At 37.5% G+C, this 16,821-nt stretch carries 16 protein-coding genes and 1 pseudogene; all 17 read left to right on the top strand.

Translation table 11 applies throughout. The annotated features are described in order from the left end of the window. Nucleotides 1–195: 195 nt before the first annotated feature. Nucleotides 196–936 carry an alpha/beta fold hydrolase gene (locus tag B4D49_RS02370; RefSeq protein WP_286783068.1) on the top strand — a complete coding sequence of 247 codons (741 nt, stop codon included), beginning with the start codon at nt 196–198 and terminating at the stop codon, nt 934–936. Nucleotides 937–1,017: 81 nt separating this feature from the next. Continuing rightward, nucleotides 1,018–1,839, top strand: a complete 822-nt coding sequence (locus tag B4D49_RS02375) for a type II CAAX prenyl endopeptidase Rce1 family protein (protein ID WP_286783069.1) — start codon at nt 1,018–1,020, stop codon at nt 1,837–1,839. 19 nt (nt 1,840–1,858) lie between these two features. After that, nucleotides 1,859–2,530 carry a methyltransferase family protein gene (locus tag B4D49_RS02380; protein WP_286783070.1) on the top strand — a complete coding sequence of 224 codons (672 nt, stop codon included), beginning with the start codon at nt 1,859–1,861 and terminating at the stop codon, nt 2,528–2,530. A gap of 219 nt (nt 2,531–2,749) precedes the next feature. After that, entirely contained in the window at nt 2,750–3,646 is an 897-nt protein-coding gene (locus tag B4D49_RS02385; RefSeq protein WP_132869350.1) for a helix-turn-helix domain-containing protein, read from the top strand. Nucleotides 3,647–3,699: 53 nt separating this feature from the next. Then, entirely contained in the window at nt 3,700–8,040 is a 4,341-nt protein-coding gene (locus B4D49_RS02390) for a glycoside hydrolase family 70 protein (RefSeq protein WP_286783071.1), read from the top strand. A 226-nt stretch (nt 8,041–8,266) separates the two neighbouring features. After that, entirely contained in the window at nt 8,267–8,929 is a 663-nt protein-coding gene (locus B4D49_RS02395; protein WP_286783072.1) for a CPBP family intramembrane glutamic endopeptidase, read from the top strand. Between the two features lie 151 nt (nt 8,930–9,080). Then, nucleotides 9,081–10,406, top strand: a complete 1,326-nt coding sequence (locus B4D49_RS02400; protein ID WP_286783073.1) for an MATE family efflux transporter — start codon at nt 9,081–9,083, stop codon at nt 10,404–10,406. Between the two features lie 93 nt (nt 10,407–10,499). Continuing rightward, nucleotides 10,500–10,775 carry a TIGR04197 family type VII secretion effector gene (locus tag B4D49_RS02405; protein ID WP_286783074.1) on the top strand — a complete coding sequence of 92 codons (276 nt, stop codon included), beginning with the start codon at nt 10,500–10,502 and terminating at the stop codon, nt 10,773–10,775. Between the two features lie 43 nt (nt 10,776–10,818). Beyond that, nucleotides 10,819–11,172 (top strand): annotated as a pseudogene (locus B4D49_RS02410) (TipC family immunity protein); the annotation flags it as partial. Nucleotides 11,173–11,307: 135 nt separating this feature from the next. Beyond that, a complete protein-coding gene (locus B4D49_RS02415; RefSeq protein ID WP_286783075.1) occupies nt 11,308–11,994 on the top strand; it encodes a LexA family transcriptional regulator in 687 nt (228 codons plus the stop codon). Nucleotide 11,995: 1 nt separating this feature from the next. Next, nucleotides 11,996–12,199 (top strand): hypothetical protein, encoded by a 204-nt coding sequence (locus B4D49_RS02420; RefSeq protein WP_074563634.1) that lies wholly within the window; start codon nt 11,996–11,998, stop codon nt 12,197–12,199. Further along, nucleotides 12,200–13,615 carry a Y-family DNA polymerase gene (locus tag B4D49_RS02425; RefSeq protein WP_286783076.1) on the top strand — a complete coding sequence of 472 codons (1,416 nt, stop codon included), beginning with the start codon at nt 12,200–12,202 and terminating at the stop codon, nt 13,613–13,615. Beyond that, nucleotides 13,612–13,962 carry a hypothetical protein gene (locus B4D49_RS02430; protein ID WP_286783077.1) on the top strand — a complete coding sequence of 117 codons (351 nt, stop codon included), beginning with the start codon at nt 13,612–13,614 and terminating at the stop codon, nt 13,960–13,962. The genes B4D49_RS02425 and B4D49_RS02430 overlap by 4 nt, the downstream gene beginning before the upstream one ends. After that, nucleotides 13,963–14,241: a DUF5960 family protein gene (locus tag B4D49_RS02435; RefSeq protein WP_286783078.1), complete on the top strand. Its 279-nt coding sequence runs from the start codon at nt 13,963–13,965 to the stop codon at nt 14,239–14,241. A gap of 205 nt (nt 14,242–14,446) precedes the next feature. Next, complete coding sequence (locus tag B4D49_RS02440) at nt 14,447–16,042, top strand: type I restriction-modification system subunit M (protein ID WP_286783079.1); 1,596 nt, start codon at nt 14,447–14,449, stop codon at nt 16,040–16,042. Nucleotide 16,043: 1 nt separating this feature from the next. Continuing rightward, nucleotides 16,044–16,181, top strand: a complete 138-nt coding sequence (locus B4D49_RS02445; RefSeq protein ID WP_159427893.1) for a hypothetical protein — start codon at nt 16,044–16,046, stop codon at nt 16,179–16,181. Beyond that, on the top strand, nt 16,171–16,821 hold a 651-nt coding region (locus tag B4D49_RS02450), incomplete at its 3' end, for a restriction endonuclease subunit S (protein WP_286783080.1). The genes B4D49_RS02445 and B4D49_RS02450, both read left to right, overlap by 11 nt.

A 16,821-nucleotide genomic window follows, 5' to 3' on the forward strand; every position in this document is an offset into this window, starting at 1 on the left:
CGTAACCTTTGGGTACCAATCGTCTTGCACTTTGTTATCGACCTTTGTGGTATTCCTTTTTGTTTTTCAACAAGTAATCAGTATCCACAAATTGCCTTGATAACGTCGCTTGTTGCCTATGTTTTGTTAGGCATTTATGGCTTATTGCTCTTGAAAAATAAAGATTAAAAAGTTAGGGAAAGAAGTGAATGGCGAATGTATATCCATGAATTTGGTAATCCTGAACATCCTAAGGTAATCCTCTTAGCACCGATGATGATATCTGGTGAGAATTTGTATCAGTTGATGAAACCATATTTGAAAGGTGATTATTGCATTATCGCACCCGACCAAGGTGGTCATGGTAAAGCGGGACAGTATTTGAGTGCTGATGATGAATATCGGCAATTGAAAGATTATCTTGTCGAAAAAGAGTATTTCGATATTAAGTTAGTTTACGGTGCTTCGCTTGGCGTGGCTATCGGATGGCGATTATTTAATGACCAATGCTTCACAATTGAGCACGCTTGGTTTGATGGAGTTGCTTTGAAGAAAAATGTTTGGCTGTTAGAAAATGTCACGCGCCTTCTTTTCATGCAAAAGAAAAGAGCACTAAAAAAATCTGGCGCAGCAGCATCACAATCTCTTATTAGAATGTATGGTATTGATTTGGCTAAGTTGATGACGAAAAATTTTGATAGAATTACCAACCAGGAAATTGATGCTATTTGCCACACTTGTTGCCATTATGATTTACATCTGTTAACAGCAGAACAACAAAGCAAACTTCATTTAGAATATGGCGAGAAAGATTTTGATCTCGGCGTTTCTAAAAAAGCTTTTAAAAAATATCTTCCAAAAGTTGATGTGGTTATTCGAAAAGGCTACCCACATTGTGGTTATTTTGCGGATAATACGGCAGCCTATGTGACAGAATTAGAAGCATTTATAAAATAAAAAAATCTTTTACTCAATTTGGGTAAAAGATTTTTAAATATGATATGATAACTATAATTAATAATCACGATGAAGAGAATTATGAAAAAAGAAAATATGAAATTAAATAGAGTATGGCTATCATTTTTGATATATTTGCTGTTTTTTTGGCTAGGTAGTCTAATACTTAATCAAAAACAGCTTGTTTGGCTTCTTTTAGAGTTTTATGTTCTTGTGATTGATAGCTTTATTCTTTGGAAATACTATCGTTACTTGCAGCCTAAGCACTTGATTATTTCTGGCGGGCTTTGTGGCTTGTATATTTTGTCAGAACTGATTCATCTAACACCTTTGTCGATATTTAATATCGTCCTTGTCTTTTTATCGGCTTGTGCTGTGATGGGTGTTTTTGCTCAAAAAACAAAGGGAGCCTTGAAATGGTTTAAGGGAAATTCTGGCCAAAGTGTAGCAACCAGTATTGGTATTGGCATATTTGTTGGACTCATTTGGGGTGCTATTAATTGTTTGTTGATGTTAGGAAGTAATCCCCTTCAGCCATCCAGCGTTTTTAAAGCCTTTTTGCTTTCCTTGAGTCCTGCTATTATTGAAGAAATTGCATATCGGACTGTTTTTTATGCTTTTTGTTTATCCATGGTATCTGGTCAGAAGTTGCAGTCGAAAGGACAAGAATTGACAGCTTATGTTATGATGACTATTCCGCATATTTTACCCCATACAGTGGAGTGTTTTAAAAATGGCTTTTTATCTGGTCTGCTTGAATGGCTGATATCGGTTGTTTTATATCTTCTCATTTTTGGTCTAGTTTTTGCCTTTTTGCAGAGAAAACGAGATATTGCATCAGCCATGATTGCTCATGGAACAGTTGATTTTATGCGCTTTTGTCTATTTGGATTGCCTATTTGAGTTGAATGAGGTGAGATAAATGAGTAAAAAACTTTTTATTCAGGCTATTAGCAAATTTTTATTAGGATTTTTGCTTGTCGCTATGCTTTTATTTCTTTCAGCGGGAAGTTTACGTTTTTGGAATGCTTGGCTGTTGTTAGCCATTCTCTTTATCCCAATGTTTGTCGCAGGGCTAGTCATGATGGTTCTTAATCCAAGCTTGCTTCAAAAGCGGTTAGATGCTAAAGAAAGTGAAGAAGAGCAGCAGTCAGTTATAAAATGGAGTGCGCTCATGTTTCTGTTGGTTTTTTTGTTAGCAGGTTTTAGTTTTCGCTTTAATTGGATGCGGTTATCCCCTAGTGTTAGTTACTATGCATCAGTCGTTTTTCTTCTAGCCTATGGCTTATATGCTGAGGTTTTGCGTGAAAATACTTACCTAGCTCGGACGATTGGGGTTCAAGAAGGGCAGAAGGTGGTTGATACTGGCTTATACGGTATTATTCGTCACCCTATGTATGGGGCTACTTTATTGTTATTTTTATCTATGGGACTTGTCTTAGGTTCTCTTTTGTCATTTATAATCTTGCTTTTTTACATTCCCCTCATTGTCAAGCGTATTCGAAATGAAGAAGTTGTACTTGAAAAGTATTTAAAAGGCTATCAGGACTATCAAGAAAAAGTTCGTTATCGTTTGATTCCATTTATTTGGTAAAGTCATTTCATTTTTTGAAATGGCTTTTTTATTTATTGACTACCTTTTCACTAAAAATAATTTCAATTATCAAAGTAATGTTTTGCAATGATGCAAAAATCGAATGATAATTGTAACTTTTCTGAAATTTTCTTGAAAACATACAAAAAATATCTTTTCATAAACCTAAAAATGGAGTAATATAGATGATGTTCTATTTTTTATGGAAAGGGATACATCATGGAAAATAATTTTGGAAAATGCTTTAAGCTTTTGAGAGAATCAAAAGGCTTATCGCAAAAGGAAATAGCTGGGGAGGTTATTTCCATCGCGCAGTTATCACGTTTTGAACGTGGTGTTAGTAATATTAACGCTGATACGCTTTATCAGTGTTTGGAGAATATGAATGTCTCTATTGCAGAATTTCAGTGTGTTTGTAGGAATTACTTACAAAATCAAACACTGCTTTTTCAAGATGAAGTGGCTAAGGCTTACATTGAAAAGAATACACTAACCCTAAAACACTATCTAGTCAAATGTCAGCAACTTGAAGCTTCATCACCAAACCAAAAATTTTACAAACTCAATACAATCATTGTCAAAGCTGTTTTGCAGCAGTGTGACAAGAAAGAAAAGGTCGCAAAAAAGGACGTTCAATTCTTGGTAGATTACCTGTTTTCAGTTGAAGAATGGGGGCGTTATGAGCTCTGGCTTTTCACTTACAGTGCCTCATTGATGACAAGTAACTTGGTTGAAACTTTTGCTTGTGAAATGATTAACCGCACGCAGTTCTATCAAGAAATTCCTGAAAATCGCCGCCTGGTCAATCAGATGTTGTTCAATGTGATTAACGTTTGTATTGAAAGAAGTCGCTTTTCCTTAGCCTTTAAGCTGCTGAATTACGCTGATAATTTGAAAAAAGATGAAACCGATTTGTTCATTCGCAATGCTATTAAGTACTGCAGAGGTTATTACTTGTTTAAAACAGGGAATTTATCAGGTCTTCAGACAATGGAAAAATGCGCAGAAATCATGATGTTTCTTGAATGTCATAGCATTGCACAGCAAATGTTAGACAGAATTTCAGAATTGAAAGCCGAAACATCACATATGCAAAAAGAATTAACCCATTTGTAATTTCGAGTAAACTATTCGTGTAGTCTTTTTATGGAATTTATTTAGGAGGATTTATGGAAAACAAGATTCGCTATAAGCTACACAAAGTTAAAAAACAATGGGTAACCATTGCTGTTGCAAGTTTCGTATTAGTTGGAGCAGTTGCAGGAGCTGCTACTACAACACATACTGTTTCTGCCGATGAAACAAATGCTGTTGCAGTTACAAGAGGCAGTGATACGCCAGCAACTAGTGCAAGTAGTAGTCAGACAGAAACTTCTGCCACAACTACAGAAGCACAAGAAGCAATAACAGAAGCTTCATCAACAGAAGAAACAGTAGTTGCCGATGATTCACAAAAAACAACAGATGATACATCTGCAAAAGCTGATGACAAGGCTACAGAAAGCTCAGTTACAGAAGCATCATCTGAAGAAACAACTAAACCTTCAGAAGCTACTTCAACAGAAACAAGTGAAACTTCTGAAACTAACCCAACAGAAGAATCACACAAAGCTACTGACGAAGAAGTGCGTGATGACAAAACAAACAAAGCAGCAGAAGCAACAGACGCTGAAAAAGCAGCTGTTGACCAATTGAGCTTGGATAACATCAAAAAAATTGATGGTAAATACTACTATGTTCAAGAAGATGGTACAGTTAAGAAAAACTTTGCAATCACTGTAAATGGTCAATTGCTTTACTTTGATGCTGAAACAGGTGCTTTGTCATCTACATCAACATACTCATTTACAGAAGGATTGACAGATCTTGTCGATAACTTCTCAAAAAATAACCAAGCTTACGATTCAACAGAAAAAAGCTTTGAATTGGTTGATGGTTATTTAACAGCTAATTCTTGGTATCGTCCTACTAAAGTTTTGGAAAATGGTGAAAACTGGGTAGATTCAACAGAAGAAACATTCCGTCCATTGGTAATGGCATGGTGGCCTGATGTTGATACACAAGTGAACTACCTTAACCATATGTCTGAATACTTTGGTTTGGATAAAAAATATTCTGCTGAAGATGGTCAAGCTAGCTTGAACGTAGCTGCAGAAGCTATTCAAATTAAAATTGAACAAGAAATCACACGTCGTGGTAACGCTGAATGGTTGCGTGAAATCATTGCTTCATTTGTTTCAACACAAGATAAATGGAACATGAACTCAGAAGATCGTGACACTGACCACTTGCAAGGTGGTGCCCTTCTTTACGTTAACAGTGACTTAACTGAATGGGCTAATTCAGACTACCGTCTTCTTAACCGCGCACCTACTTATCAAAATGGTCAAACAAATTACCACAAAGCTGACCGTACAGGTGGTTATGACTTCTTGCTTGCAAACGACGTTGATAACTCAAACCCAGTCGTTCAAGCTGAACAATTGAACCAACTTTACTACCTTATGAACTGGGGTAAAGTCGTCTTTGGTGACGCTGACGCTAACTTTGATGGTGTTCGTGTCGATGCCGTAGATAATGTGGACGCTGACCTTCTACAACTTTACACTGATTTGTTTGAAGCAGCTTATGGTGTTAACAAAACAGAAGCACAAGCACTTGCTCACATTTCTATCCTTGAAGCTTGGAGTTTTAACGACCCTGATTACAACCACGATACAAATGGTGCAGCACTTGCTATCGATAACGGTCTTCGTATGGCCTTCCTTGATGCTTTGACTCGTCCAGAAGGTAGCCGTACTAGCCTAGAATCATTGATTCACAATGATCTTGGTATGACTGACCGTACTGTAGATAGCGCTTATGGTGATACAATGCCATCATATGCCTTTGTTCGTGCACACGATAGTGAAGTACAAGGTATTATCGCATCAATCATTGCTGGTAAAATCAATCCTAAAACAGATGGTTTCACATTCACACTTGATGAATTGAAACAAGCCTTCGAAATTTATAACGCTGATATGAACAGCGTTCATAAACAATACACTCACTTCAATATCCCAGCAGCATACGCTTTGCTTTTGACAAATATGGAATCTGTTCCACGTGTTTACTACGGTGACTTGTTCACTGATAATGGTCAATATATGGCAGTTAAATCTCCATACTATGATCAAATCACAGCTCTTCTTAAATCACGTATTAAATACGCAGCTGGTGGTCAAGCAATGGACGTTCAATACCCAGAAGGTGCTAACGGTGGCGTTTTGACATCAGTTCGTTTTGGTAAAGGTATCATGACAGCTGATCAAAAAGCAACTGACGAATCTGTTCCAACTTCAGGTATTGTTACAATCATTTCTAACAATCCAAACCTTAAATTGAACAGTTCTGATGTGATTGCTGTACAAGTTGGTATTGCCCACGCAGGTCAATACTACCGTCCATTGCTTTCACCAACTGATAACGGATTACAAGCTTACCTTAACGATTCTGATACTGATATCACTAAATTGGTTGACGAAAACGGATTTATCTACTTCACAGGTGATGAAATCAAAGGCTTCCAAACAGTTGATATGAACGGTTTCCTTACTGTTTGGGTACCAGTTGGTGCATCTGCTGATCAAGATATCAGTGTGAAAGCAAGCACAGAAGCTAAAGAAGAAGGCAAATTAACTTACGAAACTTCAGCAGCTCTTGATTCACAAGTTATCTTTGAAGGATTCTCAAACTTCCAAGACTTTGTTCAAGACCCTTCACAATACACTAACAAAGTCATTGCTGAAAATGCTGATTTGTTCGAATCATGGGGTATCACATCATTTGAATTGGCACCACAATACGTGTCATCTACTGATGGTACATTCCTTGACTCAATCATCCAAAATGGTTATGCCTTCAGCGACCGTTATGACTTGGCAATGAGCAAAAACAATAAATACGGTTCAGCAGAAGACTTAAGAAATGCCATTAAAGCACTTCACTCTAAAGGTATTCAAGTCATCGCTGACTGGGTTCCAGACCAAATTTACGCTCTTCCAGGTGAAGAAATCGTAACAGCAACACGTGTTAACGACTACGGTGAAGAACGCGAAGGTGCTCAAATTAAGAACAAACCTTATGCCGCAAACACTAAAAGTAGTGGTAAAGACTATCAAGCACAATACGGTGGTGAATTCTTAGAATACCTTCAAGAAAAATACCCATCAATCTTTGAACGTGTTATGATTTCTAACGGTAAGAAAATCGATCCATCAACTAAGATTAAAGTTTGGAAAGCTGAATACTTCAACGGAACAAACATTCTTGGCAAAGGTTCTGATTACGTTCTTAACGATCAAGCAACAGGTACATACTTCACTGTTAACGAAAACGGCGCATTCCTTCCAAAACAAATGACATCAGATTCAGCTCAAACTGGTTTCTACTATGATGGTAAAGGTATGACTTACTACTCAACAAGTGGTTACCAAGCTAAATCTTCATTCGTTCTTTACAACGGAAACCATTACTACTTTGACGAAGATGGTCACATGGTAACTGGTATGCGTGAAATCGACGGTCAAACTTATTACTTCTTGCCAAATGGTATTGAAATTCGTGACGCTATCTACGAAGATGCAGAAGGAAACCAATACTACTTCGGTAAAACAGGTAGCCGTTATGAAGGTGGTCATTACTATGCCTTCAACACAACTGAAACAGTTGATGGTGTTGCCAAAACTGTAACTAACTGGCGTTACTTCGGTAAAGACGGTATTATGGCGCGTGGTCTTGTTAAAATCGGTGAAGATTACCAATACTACGATGAAAATGGTAACCAAGTTAAAGGTCAACTTGTTAAAGACAAAGATGGTAATACACGTTACTTCAAAGGTGACTCAGGTGCAATGGTTGCTTCTGAATTCGCTCTTATCAATGGTGGATGGTATTACTTTAACGAAGACGGTGTAGCTGTTAAAGGTGCTCAAACTATTAATGGTCAACAATTGTACTTCGATGAAAATGGTGTCCAAGCCAAAGGTATCTTTGTGACAAATGAAGATGGTACACGTAGTTACTACGATGCCAAATCTGGTGAAAAATTTGTTGGTGACTTCTTCACAACAGGTGATAACCACTGGTACTATGCTGACGAAAATGGTAACTTGGCAACAGGTTCACAAGTTATCCGTGGTCAAAAACTTTACTTTGCTGAAGATGGCCTTCAAGCTAAAGGTGTCTTTGTGACAGACGCTGAAGGAAACCGTCACTTTTACGATCCAGATTCAGGTGATCTTGCCACAAATAAATTTATCGCTGACGGTGACAATTGGTATTACTTTGACGAAAATGGTCAAGTGGTAACTGGTGACCAAGAAATCAACGGTCAATCATTGCATTTTGATGAAAATGGTGTTCAAACTAAAGGCGGATTTGCTACAGACGCTGAAGGTCACAAACACTATTATGATGCAAAAACTGGTGACTTGGAAGATGAAGATGTAGCTTTTGTAGAAGCTTAATCACTCATTAATAAAGTTTAGTATTTAAATACTAGTTTAGTTAAAAAAGCAATAACTCCATAAAAGAAGCTATCAAATCTAGTGATGTGCGTGCTAGTATTTGGTAGCTTTTTTATGCTTAAAACTTTAAGTTTAGCTAGTATTGGTGTATAATTTTGGTGAAGAAAGATAGATTAGTATTGAAATACTAAGATAAATTGACATCTAAAAAGGGAGATTTCAGGATATGATGAGTGAACAGAAAAAGATTAGTTTTAGAGATTATATCACTTCAAACGCTATTCCTATTATGATTGAAGTGGTCTTTGTCTTGTCGTGTTTGATTGTGCCATCTAGCTATATCATTTACACAAATGCTTTATTTTATCTCTTGCTCCTAGCGTATTTTCTTATCTCGAAAGATCTTAATTTAAAAGGCTGGTTTTTAAGTTTTAAGAGTGGTAGAAAGTACTGGATTCAAGTTTTACTGACTTTGCTAGGGTTTATGTTTGCTTTTGGCTTGACCGTATTTTTAGAAGGTGTTTTTCCAAATTTTAATACTGGAACTATTGGTTTGAAAAGAGACAGTTGGTTGACACTCTTAATATTTGCTGTTTCGACCATCTTTTTGCCAGCAGTGACCGAAGAAACATTTTATAGAAAAAGTATGATTCGTTTTGCTAGCAAGAAAATAATTGTCCTCACGACCTTTTTTAGCATGCTATTCTACGCTTTAGAGCATTCTCTTTCATGGTGGGGTATTTTATTAGCTATGATTTGGGCATTTCCTTTGAGTGTGTCTTACATCAAAACCAGGAATATCTATGTTGTGATGACGGCACATTTTATTGGAAATCTTATCGGAAATGGCTGTGATGTGATAGCCACTTTGATTCATTTGTTATCTTGATTAGAATCCTCTAAATATGTACCTTTAGCCAAATTTGGCTAAGGGTGTTTTTTTAGGGGCTAAATGCCTAAAAAAATTGTGCAGATGGACCACTAGTGGTTTGCAAACGTTTGCGGTATAATGCAATTATCATAAAATATGGAGAATGCATATGACAAAAAGAAAAGAATTCTTGAAAGAAGCGTTAGCTATTGCTATCCCAGTTGCTTTACAAGCAATGCTTCAGTCGTCGTTTTCTATGATTGACCAGTTAATGGTCGGACAACTTGGAAAAACTGCAATTGCAGCTGTTGAAGTTGGTGGAAAACCACAGTTTGTTTTTGCTTTTGTCAGTGGGGCTATCGCTACTGTAACAGGGATTATGGTTTCCCAGTACATGGGGAAAAATGATCAGAAAAAGATTAATACAAGTATGTCTGTTAATCTTTTGGTCATGTTAGCATTAGCCTTGTTTACCATGGTGCTTTGCTTATCCTTGCCAAGCGAACTTGCAGGTATTTTCACCAAAGATAGCAGTGTTGTTTTATCGGCGAAACCCTATCTTCAAATTTTGGCTTGGGTTTATCCATTGTCTGGGATTTCGACACTGTTAGCGGTACAATTACGTTGTCGTAACCGTGCCAAATATCCTTTGTACATTAGTGCTGTGGCGGCTCTGGTCAATACCTTTATGAACTATGTTTTGATTTTTGGTCATTTTGGTATAAGCCCTATGGGGATAAAGGGGGCTGCAGTTGCTAGTCTCTTATCACAAGTTGTGAATCTGCTCTTGATGATTTACTTCTATCGTAGAACATGCCGTTTTGCTTTTGATTTACATATGACAAAAGCAGAAGTTGTTCAGTATATTGTCATGCTGACACCGATTGTTGTTAATGAGTTGCTTTGGACTATTGGGCAAAATGTTAACACTTATATTTATGGTCATATGGGGACTAGTGAACTTGCGGGGATGTCCTTAACTGGTCCAATCCAAGGGTTATTTATCGGAGCTTTGTCTGGCCTATCGCAAGCTGCGGGAATTTTGATTGGTCGTCGTCTGGGTGAACATGATTACGATAGGGCCTATCAAGATTCTAAGAGACTATGTCTTTACGGTTTTGTGGCTTCCTTGATTTTGTCAGTTATTCTTGTACTTAGCCAAGGATTTTATATCAATCTGTACAATGTCGGTGACGATGTCAGCCGTGTCGGCACACAATTACTCATAACATTTGCCATATTAGCACCTGTCAAAGTTCAAAACATGATACTAGGCGGAGGCATTATTCGAAGTGGTGGTAGAACTAAGTATATTATGATTATTGATATTTTAGGAACTTGGTGTATCGGTGTTCCGTTAGGGCTCTTTACCGGCTTGGTTTTAAAATTGCCGATTGTTTGGGTTTATTTTATTCTATCGCAAGAGGAATTGTTCCGTTTTATCGTGTCAGTCTTTATGTTCCGCAGTAGAAAATGGATGAATACCATACAATAGTTGAATTTAGGCGGGCCTAAGTCCGCTTTTTTTCTGTCTTATAAGCGTTTTTATGATAAAGTGAAAAATAAATTAGGTGAAAAGGATTTTTTTATGGGAACAGTCAAAAGTAATCAAGAAGTAGCGCATACCTATGCTAGTCAGTTAGCTAACGCTTGTCAGACCTTGTCTTCAAGTGCCACTGTCAGCAAAGACACACAGACTAATTTAGCAGGAAACACACGTTGCCACAAAGCGATTGATAAATCTGCAACTATACTGACACAAATCACATCAGCTGTTAAAACAGCGTCAGATAATCTTCATTCAGTAGCCAGTGATTTTGAAGCTGTATTTTTGAATCGCATAGAGTCTGCGACAGGCAAATAAAGGAGGATTTATGATCAAAAACTAATAGCTATTCTAGTCTTGCCTACATCTATCTTTTGATTTATATCAAAATAGCAAAGGGATTCATATGTTTTTTGAGAAGTACATTAATGCAAAAGTAACCGTTGTCTTTAATGTCTATTATTCAAAAAGAGAGAGAATATTAGATAAAACACTTCGATTGAATCTAGCTAACTCAGATAAATACATCGAAGACCAATCCAAAGTCAAAACTTATCTCACAAAATATGGCATAACGGCATCTGATTTAGACAAATACTACGACGAAGTTGTGAACCAAAAAGTGTTAAAAGATTGGTGCTCTATCTATGATAGCAAGTTTTCACCTAAGGATTATGGTGATGTGACTATCAAAACTGAGTGGGAAAATTGGTAATAATCTTTGCGACTTCATCTACATGTCAAAGTGGACAATGTTCCACTTTTTTTATATAATTAAGTCAGTTATATAACTGACTTTTAAAAACAAATCAGTTTTTCTTTACAAAATGCGATAAAAGAGGTGAGTTTGATGTATTATCCTGAAAAGTTAAAAAATCGTCGTTTGGAGCTTGGTTTGAAGCAGACAGAACTAGCAAAGGAGCTTGGGATTTCTAAGCAGTCTTATTTTGCTTGGGAAAAAGGTACGGCAAAGCCAACAAAAGCTAACTTGGCTAAGTTAGAAGAGCTTTTGCAAGTGTCGCACGGCTATTTTTCTGAGCTTGAGATTGCGACTCTTTATAAGCAATTAACTGACCAAAATCAGGATAAAGCTTTGACTTATGTTCAAGATTTACTTGAACAGCAGCATAAGGTGGTTACTATGGTTCACGAACCACGTTTTGCTTATAAGGTTTATGAGCGCCTGTCAGCTGGTGTTGGTGCTAATGTCTATGATGACATGGATTACGATACAGTTTATTTTGATAAAGAGTTGGCGCATGATTTTGCCTCGTGGATTGATGGGGATTCTATGGAACCGACTTATCATAATGGCTCAGTAGCTCTCATTCGTGACACTGGTTTTGATTATGACGGTGCAGTTTATGCCGTTGTTTGGAATTCACAGACTTATATCAAAAAGGTCTATCGCGAGGAAAATGGCTTGCGCTTAGTATCAATTAATAAAGATTATGCGGACAAATTTGCTCCTTATGAGGATAATCCAAGGATTGTCGGGAAAATTGTCGGGAGCTTTATGCCAATCATAGGAGGATAAGATGCGATTAAAAGATATTTTAGATTTAGATTCATATGACTTAGCTCCTGATAGCAAGGTCGAAATTTTTGATATGGATGATTTTGCGGAATCTGTCATGCATCAGCGGTTTTCAAGAGTTTATTTACCAGAAAATCAAGACAGCGAACTCTCACCATACGCCTTTTTGGTCAATGATTCTATTCTGATTACCATGGAGGCTTAGATGGGGTATTTTGATTATTCACGAGAGCCACGCGCGGACATCGCTTTTGTGGATATGAAATCTTTTTATGCTAGTGTGGAGTGTGTGGCGCGTGGCTTGCATCCTTTAAAAACGTCTTTATGTGTTATGAGCCGAGCAGAAAATGCTAGCGGCTTAATCCTAGCCTCGTCGCCCATGTTTAAAAAAGTCTTTGGAAAAGCCAATGTCAGCCGTGCGTATGATTTGCCTTTTGATGTGCATACACGCAAGTTTTCTTATTACAATGCCAAACGTCAAGGTTTGCCAACCACGCCTGAATTTGTCAAATACATTGAAGACTGGGCTAAGGTGACTTTTATCGTCCCACCGCGCATGGATGCTTACATTGAAAAGAATATTGAGATTCAGCATATTTTTCAAAATTACGCTAGCCCAGAAGACATTCTGCCTTATTCGATTGATGAAGGCTTTATTGATTTGACCTCGTCGCTGAACTATTTTATCCCTGACAAGACCTTAGGTAAGAAAGAAAAGCTGGATAAGGTTTCTGCTATGATTCAGCGAGAAATTTGGCAAAAGACAGGCATCTACTCAACGGTTGGTATGTCTAATGCCAATCCATTACTAGCCAAGTTGGCACTTGATAACGAAGCTAAAAAGACCCCGACCATGCGGGCTAATTGGTCCTATGAAGATGTTGAAAGTAAGGTTTGGGCTATTCCGAAAATGACAGACTTTTGGGGAATTGGTAGCCGTATGGAAAAACGCCTAAATAAGCTTGGCATTTTCTCTATCAAGGAACTTGCCAATTGTAATCCTGATATTCTTAAGAAAGAGCTTGGTGTCGTTGGCGTTGACCTCTTTTTTCATGCTAACGGCATTGATGAGAGCAACGTTCACAAGCCTTATAAAGCTAAGTCAAAGAGTATCGGAAATTCTCAGGTTCTTCCGCGTGACTACACTAAGCAGGCTGATATCGACTTAGTTTTTGGGGAAATGGCAGAGCAGGTAGCCATACGTCTTAGACGTGCCCACAAGAAAACGACTAATGTGTCGATTTACGTTGGCTTTTCAAAAGCTGCGCCACAAAGACACCTTCAAGCCCAGATGAAAATCGAGCCAACTAATAACACTAACCAATTAATCAAACACGTCACAACCCTTTTTCGTAAAAAATACACGGGAGGAGTGGTTAGACATATCGGCGTTTCTTATTCAGGCTTGGTTGATGAATCTTATGGTTTGATTTCCCTTTTTGACGACGTTGAAAAAATAGAAAAAGAAGAAAGGCTCCAGTCAGCAATCGATGCCATTCGCGACCAATTCGGCTTTACAACGATTCAAAAAGCTAATGCTTTGAAGGAAGCTTCACGAAGTTTGGAGCGCAGCCGTTTGGTCGGAGGACATTCTGCTGGGGGATTAGATGGATTAAAATGATTGATCGTAGTTATTTACCATTTCAATCGGCGCGTGAGCATCAAGACCGAGGCATGGAGAAGTGGATGGGATTTTTCTTATCTGAGCACACCACCTCTTTAAAACACGACAGCCAAAAAGAAAACTTCTCTAGCCAACTCAGCAAAGCTGAAAAATTAACCTTAATCGGACAACTCTATGCTAGTCAATTGACTGGCCTTTTTACCCTAAAAGATGGCTTAGGCCATAAAACCATCAGCGGACAAGTGGTTGAATTAACCCCGACAAATATCACCCTACAGACTAGACACCATTACCACGCGCTTGATATCAATGACATTATCACCATCGGCATCGAGGAGGTATAAATGAGCCGACACGAACTCTACCAAGACAAACTACAACTAGACTATTTTTCAGAGAGCTATCTTAAGTTTGAAGAAGACTTCTACAAATACTCTAACATGGATATCCCCCTAACCTTTCTCACAGATGATATCCTACGAGAAATGGCACTAACCCAGAAAAACTACTTCAAACTTAACAAAGAAAACAGCAAAGACCACCGCGACCATTACTTTTACTTCACCATCATCACCACCCAAGAAAGCCCCCAAGTCAGAACGTATCGGTATGAGGTAAGATAACCCAAAAGGAGACATCAACGACAATTGGTAGGGTTGGAAGAGGTTGAGGATGAAGAACGTGAAGATTAACCAAGAATAACTTACCTAGTTTTATGAAGAGCTAGGTAAGTTTTTTATTTGAATGGTCAAGATAACGGTTCCGTGCGTGGTGGAAGCATGATATAATATACTTGATATTTTAAAAATATATTAGAAGGAAATTTTTATGGCTGAAAGTAAAGACTTATTACAGGTACTATGGAGTGGGGCAGATGTTCTTCGCGGGAAAATGGATGCGAATGAATACAAAACTTACTTATTAGGCCTTATTTTTTATAAATATTTATCAGATTCTTACCTTGTGAGTGCTTATGACCTTTTGACTGATGAAATGCCAGAAACATTAGAAGAAGCACAAGCAGCGTATGAGGAAGAAATGCAAGAAGATGATGCAGAGGAGTTTCTTAAAGAATTAAAAGAATCTCTTCACTACACGCTTGAACCTCAAATGACTTATACAAGCATGCTAAAAGATGTGAAGCTTAATGCTTTTAATCGTGAAAAATTACAAGCAGCATTTAATCGTATTCATGAATCAGATGAACTTTTCAATGGCTTGTTTGCAGACGTTGATTTGTATTCAAATCGTCTTGGTACTGGAGACCAAAAACAAAGTGCAACAGTTGCTGAAGTCCTTCGAGTTTTAGAAGATGCTGACCTTATCCATGCCGAAGGTGATGTCCTTGGAAATGCTTATGAGTATTTGATTGGTCAATTTGCTTCTGAAACTGGTAAAAAAGCTGGAGAATTCTATACGCCACATGGCCCAGCTCAACTTTTGACACGTATTGCCATTATGGGGCAAGAAGATAAAAAAGGTTTGCAAGTTTATGATCCATGTATGGGGTCAGGTTCTTTGCTTTTGAGCTGTAAGAATTATTCTAGTGAGCCAGGTTATATTAAGTATTATGGTCAAGAACTAATGCCATCAACTTACAATCTTGCTCGTATGAATATGTTCTTACATAAAGTTCACCCTGATAATCAAGTATTGCGCAATGCAGATACACTTGATGCCGACTGGCCAACAGATGTTGAAACAGGTTTTGATATGGTTACTATGAACCCTCCATATTCAGCAAAATGGTCTGCAGCAAAAGGTTTCTTACAAGATGAACGTTTCATGGATTATGGTGGAAAATTAGCTCCAAAATCAAAAGCTGACTACGCTTTCTTACTTCATGGTTTTTATCATTTGAAACAAACAGGAACAATGGCAATCGTACTTCCGCATGGTGTTTTGTTCCGTGGAGCTGCTGAAAAGACTATTCGTGAAACACTTCTTAAAAATGGTTCTATTTATGCTGTTATTGGTCTACCAGCAAACATGTTCTATAATACGTCAATTCCAACATGTATCATTGTTTTGAAAAAACACCGCGAAGGTCGTGATGTTCTCTTTATCGATGCCTCAAAACAATTTGAAAAAGAGAAAAAACAAAATGTCATGAAAGAAGAACACATCGAGCATGTTCTAGAGCTTTACAAAAAACGTGAAAATGTTGAAAAAGAAGCTTATCTAGCTTCATTTGAAGATATTGAAGAAAATGACTTTAACCTTAATATCCCACGTTATGTTGATACTAGTGAAGAAGAAATTCCAGTAGATTTGAAAGCATTGACAAAAGAAATCGAGGAAACAAACAAAGCTATTAACGAAGCAAACGCTAATTTCCTTGACATGCTTGGTGACTTGACTTTTGCGGATAATGAGACTAAAGACTCAGTTGAAGCCTTTCTAAAGGTATTTAAGGAGATGTAATATGACTAATAAAGTACCTAACATAAGATTTAAAGGTTTTACTGATGATTGGGAGAGAAAAGCTCCAGTGGAGGTTTTCTGCGATTTTCTAGAAACAAAAAGTAAAATCGGCGTAAGTGGGGGAAATTATGAAAACTAATGGCGTACCAAAAATAAGATTTAAGGGTTTTACTGATGATTGGGAACAGCGTAAGTTGGGGGATGTCTTTGATGAGCGTTCTGAAAGAGCATCAGGAAACGAAGAATTATTGTCTGTTACTATTTCAAATGGAGTAATTAGGCAAATTGATTCTGAAAAGAGAAATATTGCATCAGAAGATAAAAGTAATTATAAAGTTGTAAAAAAAGGCGATGTTCCGTATAACTCTATGAGAATGTGGCAGGGTGCTGTTGGAACTTCTGATTATGACGGTATTGTAAGTCCTGCCTATACGGTTCTAATTCCTAAAAATAACTGCAGTGGTAAATTCTTTATGGAATTATTTAAAAAGCAACCAACACTTGAAATCTTTAAAAGATGGTCTCAAGGTCTCACCTCTGATACATGGAATTTAAAATATCCTGTTCTCTCAACAATACCTTTTATGGTACCAAGCGTAAAAGAGCAGGAAAAAATTGCTGAATACTTTAAGAGTCTCGACCACCTCATCACTCTTCATCAGCGTAAGTGTGAACAGACAAAAGAGCTTAAAAAATTCATGCTTCAAAAAATGTTTCCGAAAAAAGGTGAAAAAAATCCAGAAATTCGTTTCCCAGGATTTACTGACGATTGGGAACAG

This window comes from Streptococcus sp. UBA4344, assembly GCF_002393675.1.
GTDB lineage: Bacteria > Bacillota > Bacilli > Lactobacillales > Streptococcaceae > Streptococcus > Streptococcus vicugnae.

What these genes read in the sequence shown, in the direction of transcription:
- B4D49_RS02370 (WP_286783068.1), top strand. Translation starts at nt 196, where the DNA reads ATGTATATCCATGAATTTGGTAATCCTGAACATCCTAAGGTAATCCTC.
- B4D49_RS02375 (WP_286783069.1), top strand. Translation starts at nt 1,018, where the DNA reads ATGAAAAAAGAAAATATGAAATTAAATAGAGTATGGCTATCATTTTTG.
- B4D49_RS02380 (WP_286783070.1), top strand. Translation starts at nt 1,859, where the DNA reads ATGAGTAAAAAACTTTTTATTCAGGCTATTAGCAAATTTTTATTAGGA.
- B4D49_RS02385 (WP_132869350.1), top strand. Translation starts at nt 2,750, where the DNA reads ATGGAAAATAATTTTGGAAAATGCTTTAAGCTTTTGAGAGAATCAAAA.
- B4D49_RS02390 (WP_286783071.1), top strand. Translation starts at nt 3,700, where the DNA reads ATGGAAAACAAGATTCGCTATAAGCTACACAAAGTTAAAAAACAATGG.
- B4D49_RS02395 (WP_286783072.1), top strand. Translation starts at nt 8,267, where the DNA reads ATGATGAGTGAACAGAAAAAGATTAGTTTTAGAGATTATATCACTTCA.
- B4D49_RS02400 (WP_286783073.1), top strand. Translation starts at nt 9,081, where the DNA reads ATGACAAAAAGAAAAGAATTCTTGAAAGAAGCGTTAGCTATTGCTATC.
- B4D49_RS02405 (WP_286783074.1), top strand. Translation starts at nt 10,500, where the DNA reads ATGGGAACAGTCAAAAGTAATCAAGAAGTAGCGCATACCTATGCTAGT.
- B4D49_RS02415 (WP_286783075.1), top strand. Translation starts at nt 11,308, where the DNA reads ATGTATTATCCTGAAAAGTTAAAAAATCGTCGTTTGGAGCTTGGTTTG.
- B4D49_RS02420 (WP_074563634.1), top strand. Translation starts at nt 11,996, where the DNA reads ATGCGATTAAAAGATATTTTAGATTTAGATTCATATGACTTAGCTCCT.
- B4D49_RS02425 (WP_286783076.1), top strand. Translation starts at nt 12,200, where the DNA reads ATGGGGTATTTTGATTATTCACGAGAGCCACGCGCGGACATCGCTTTT.
- B4D49_RS02430 (WP_286783077.1), top strand. Translation starts at nt 13,612, where the DNA reads ATGATTGATCGTAGTTATTTACCATTTCAATCGGCGCGTGAGCATCAA.
- B4D49_RS02435 (WP_286783078.1), top strand. Translation starts at nt 13,963, where the DNA reads ATGAGCCGACACGAACTCTACCAAGACAAACTACAACTAGACTATTTT.
- B4D49_RS02440 (WP_286783079.1), top strand. Translation starts at nt 14,447, where the DNA reads ATGGCTGAAAGTAAAGACTTATTACAGGTACTATGGAGTGGGGCAGAT.
- B4D49_RS02445 (WP_159427893.1), top strand. Translation starts at nt 16,044, where the DNA reads ATGACTAATAAAGTACCTAACATAAGATTTAAAGGTTTTACTGATGAT.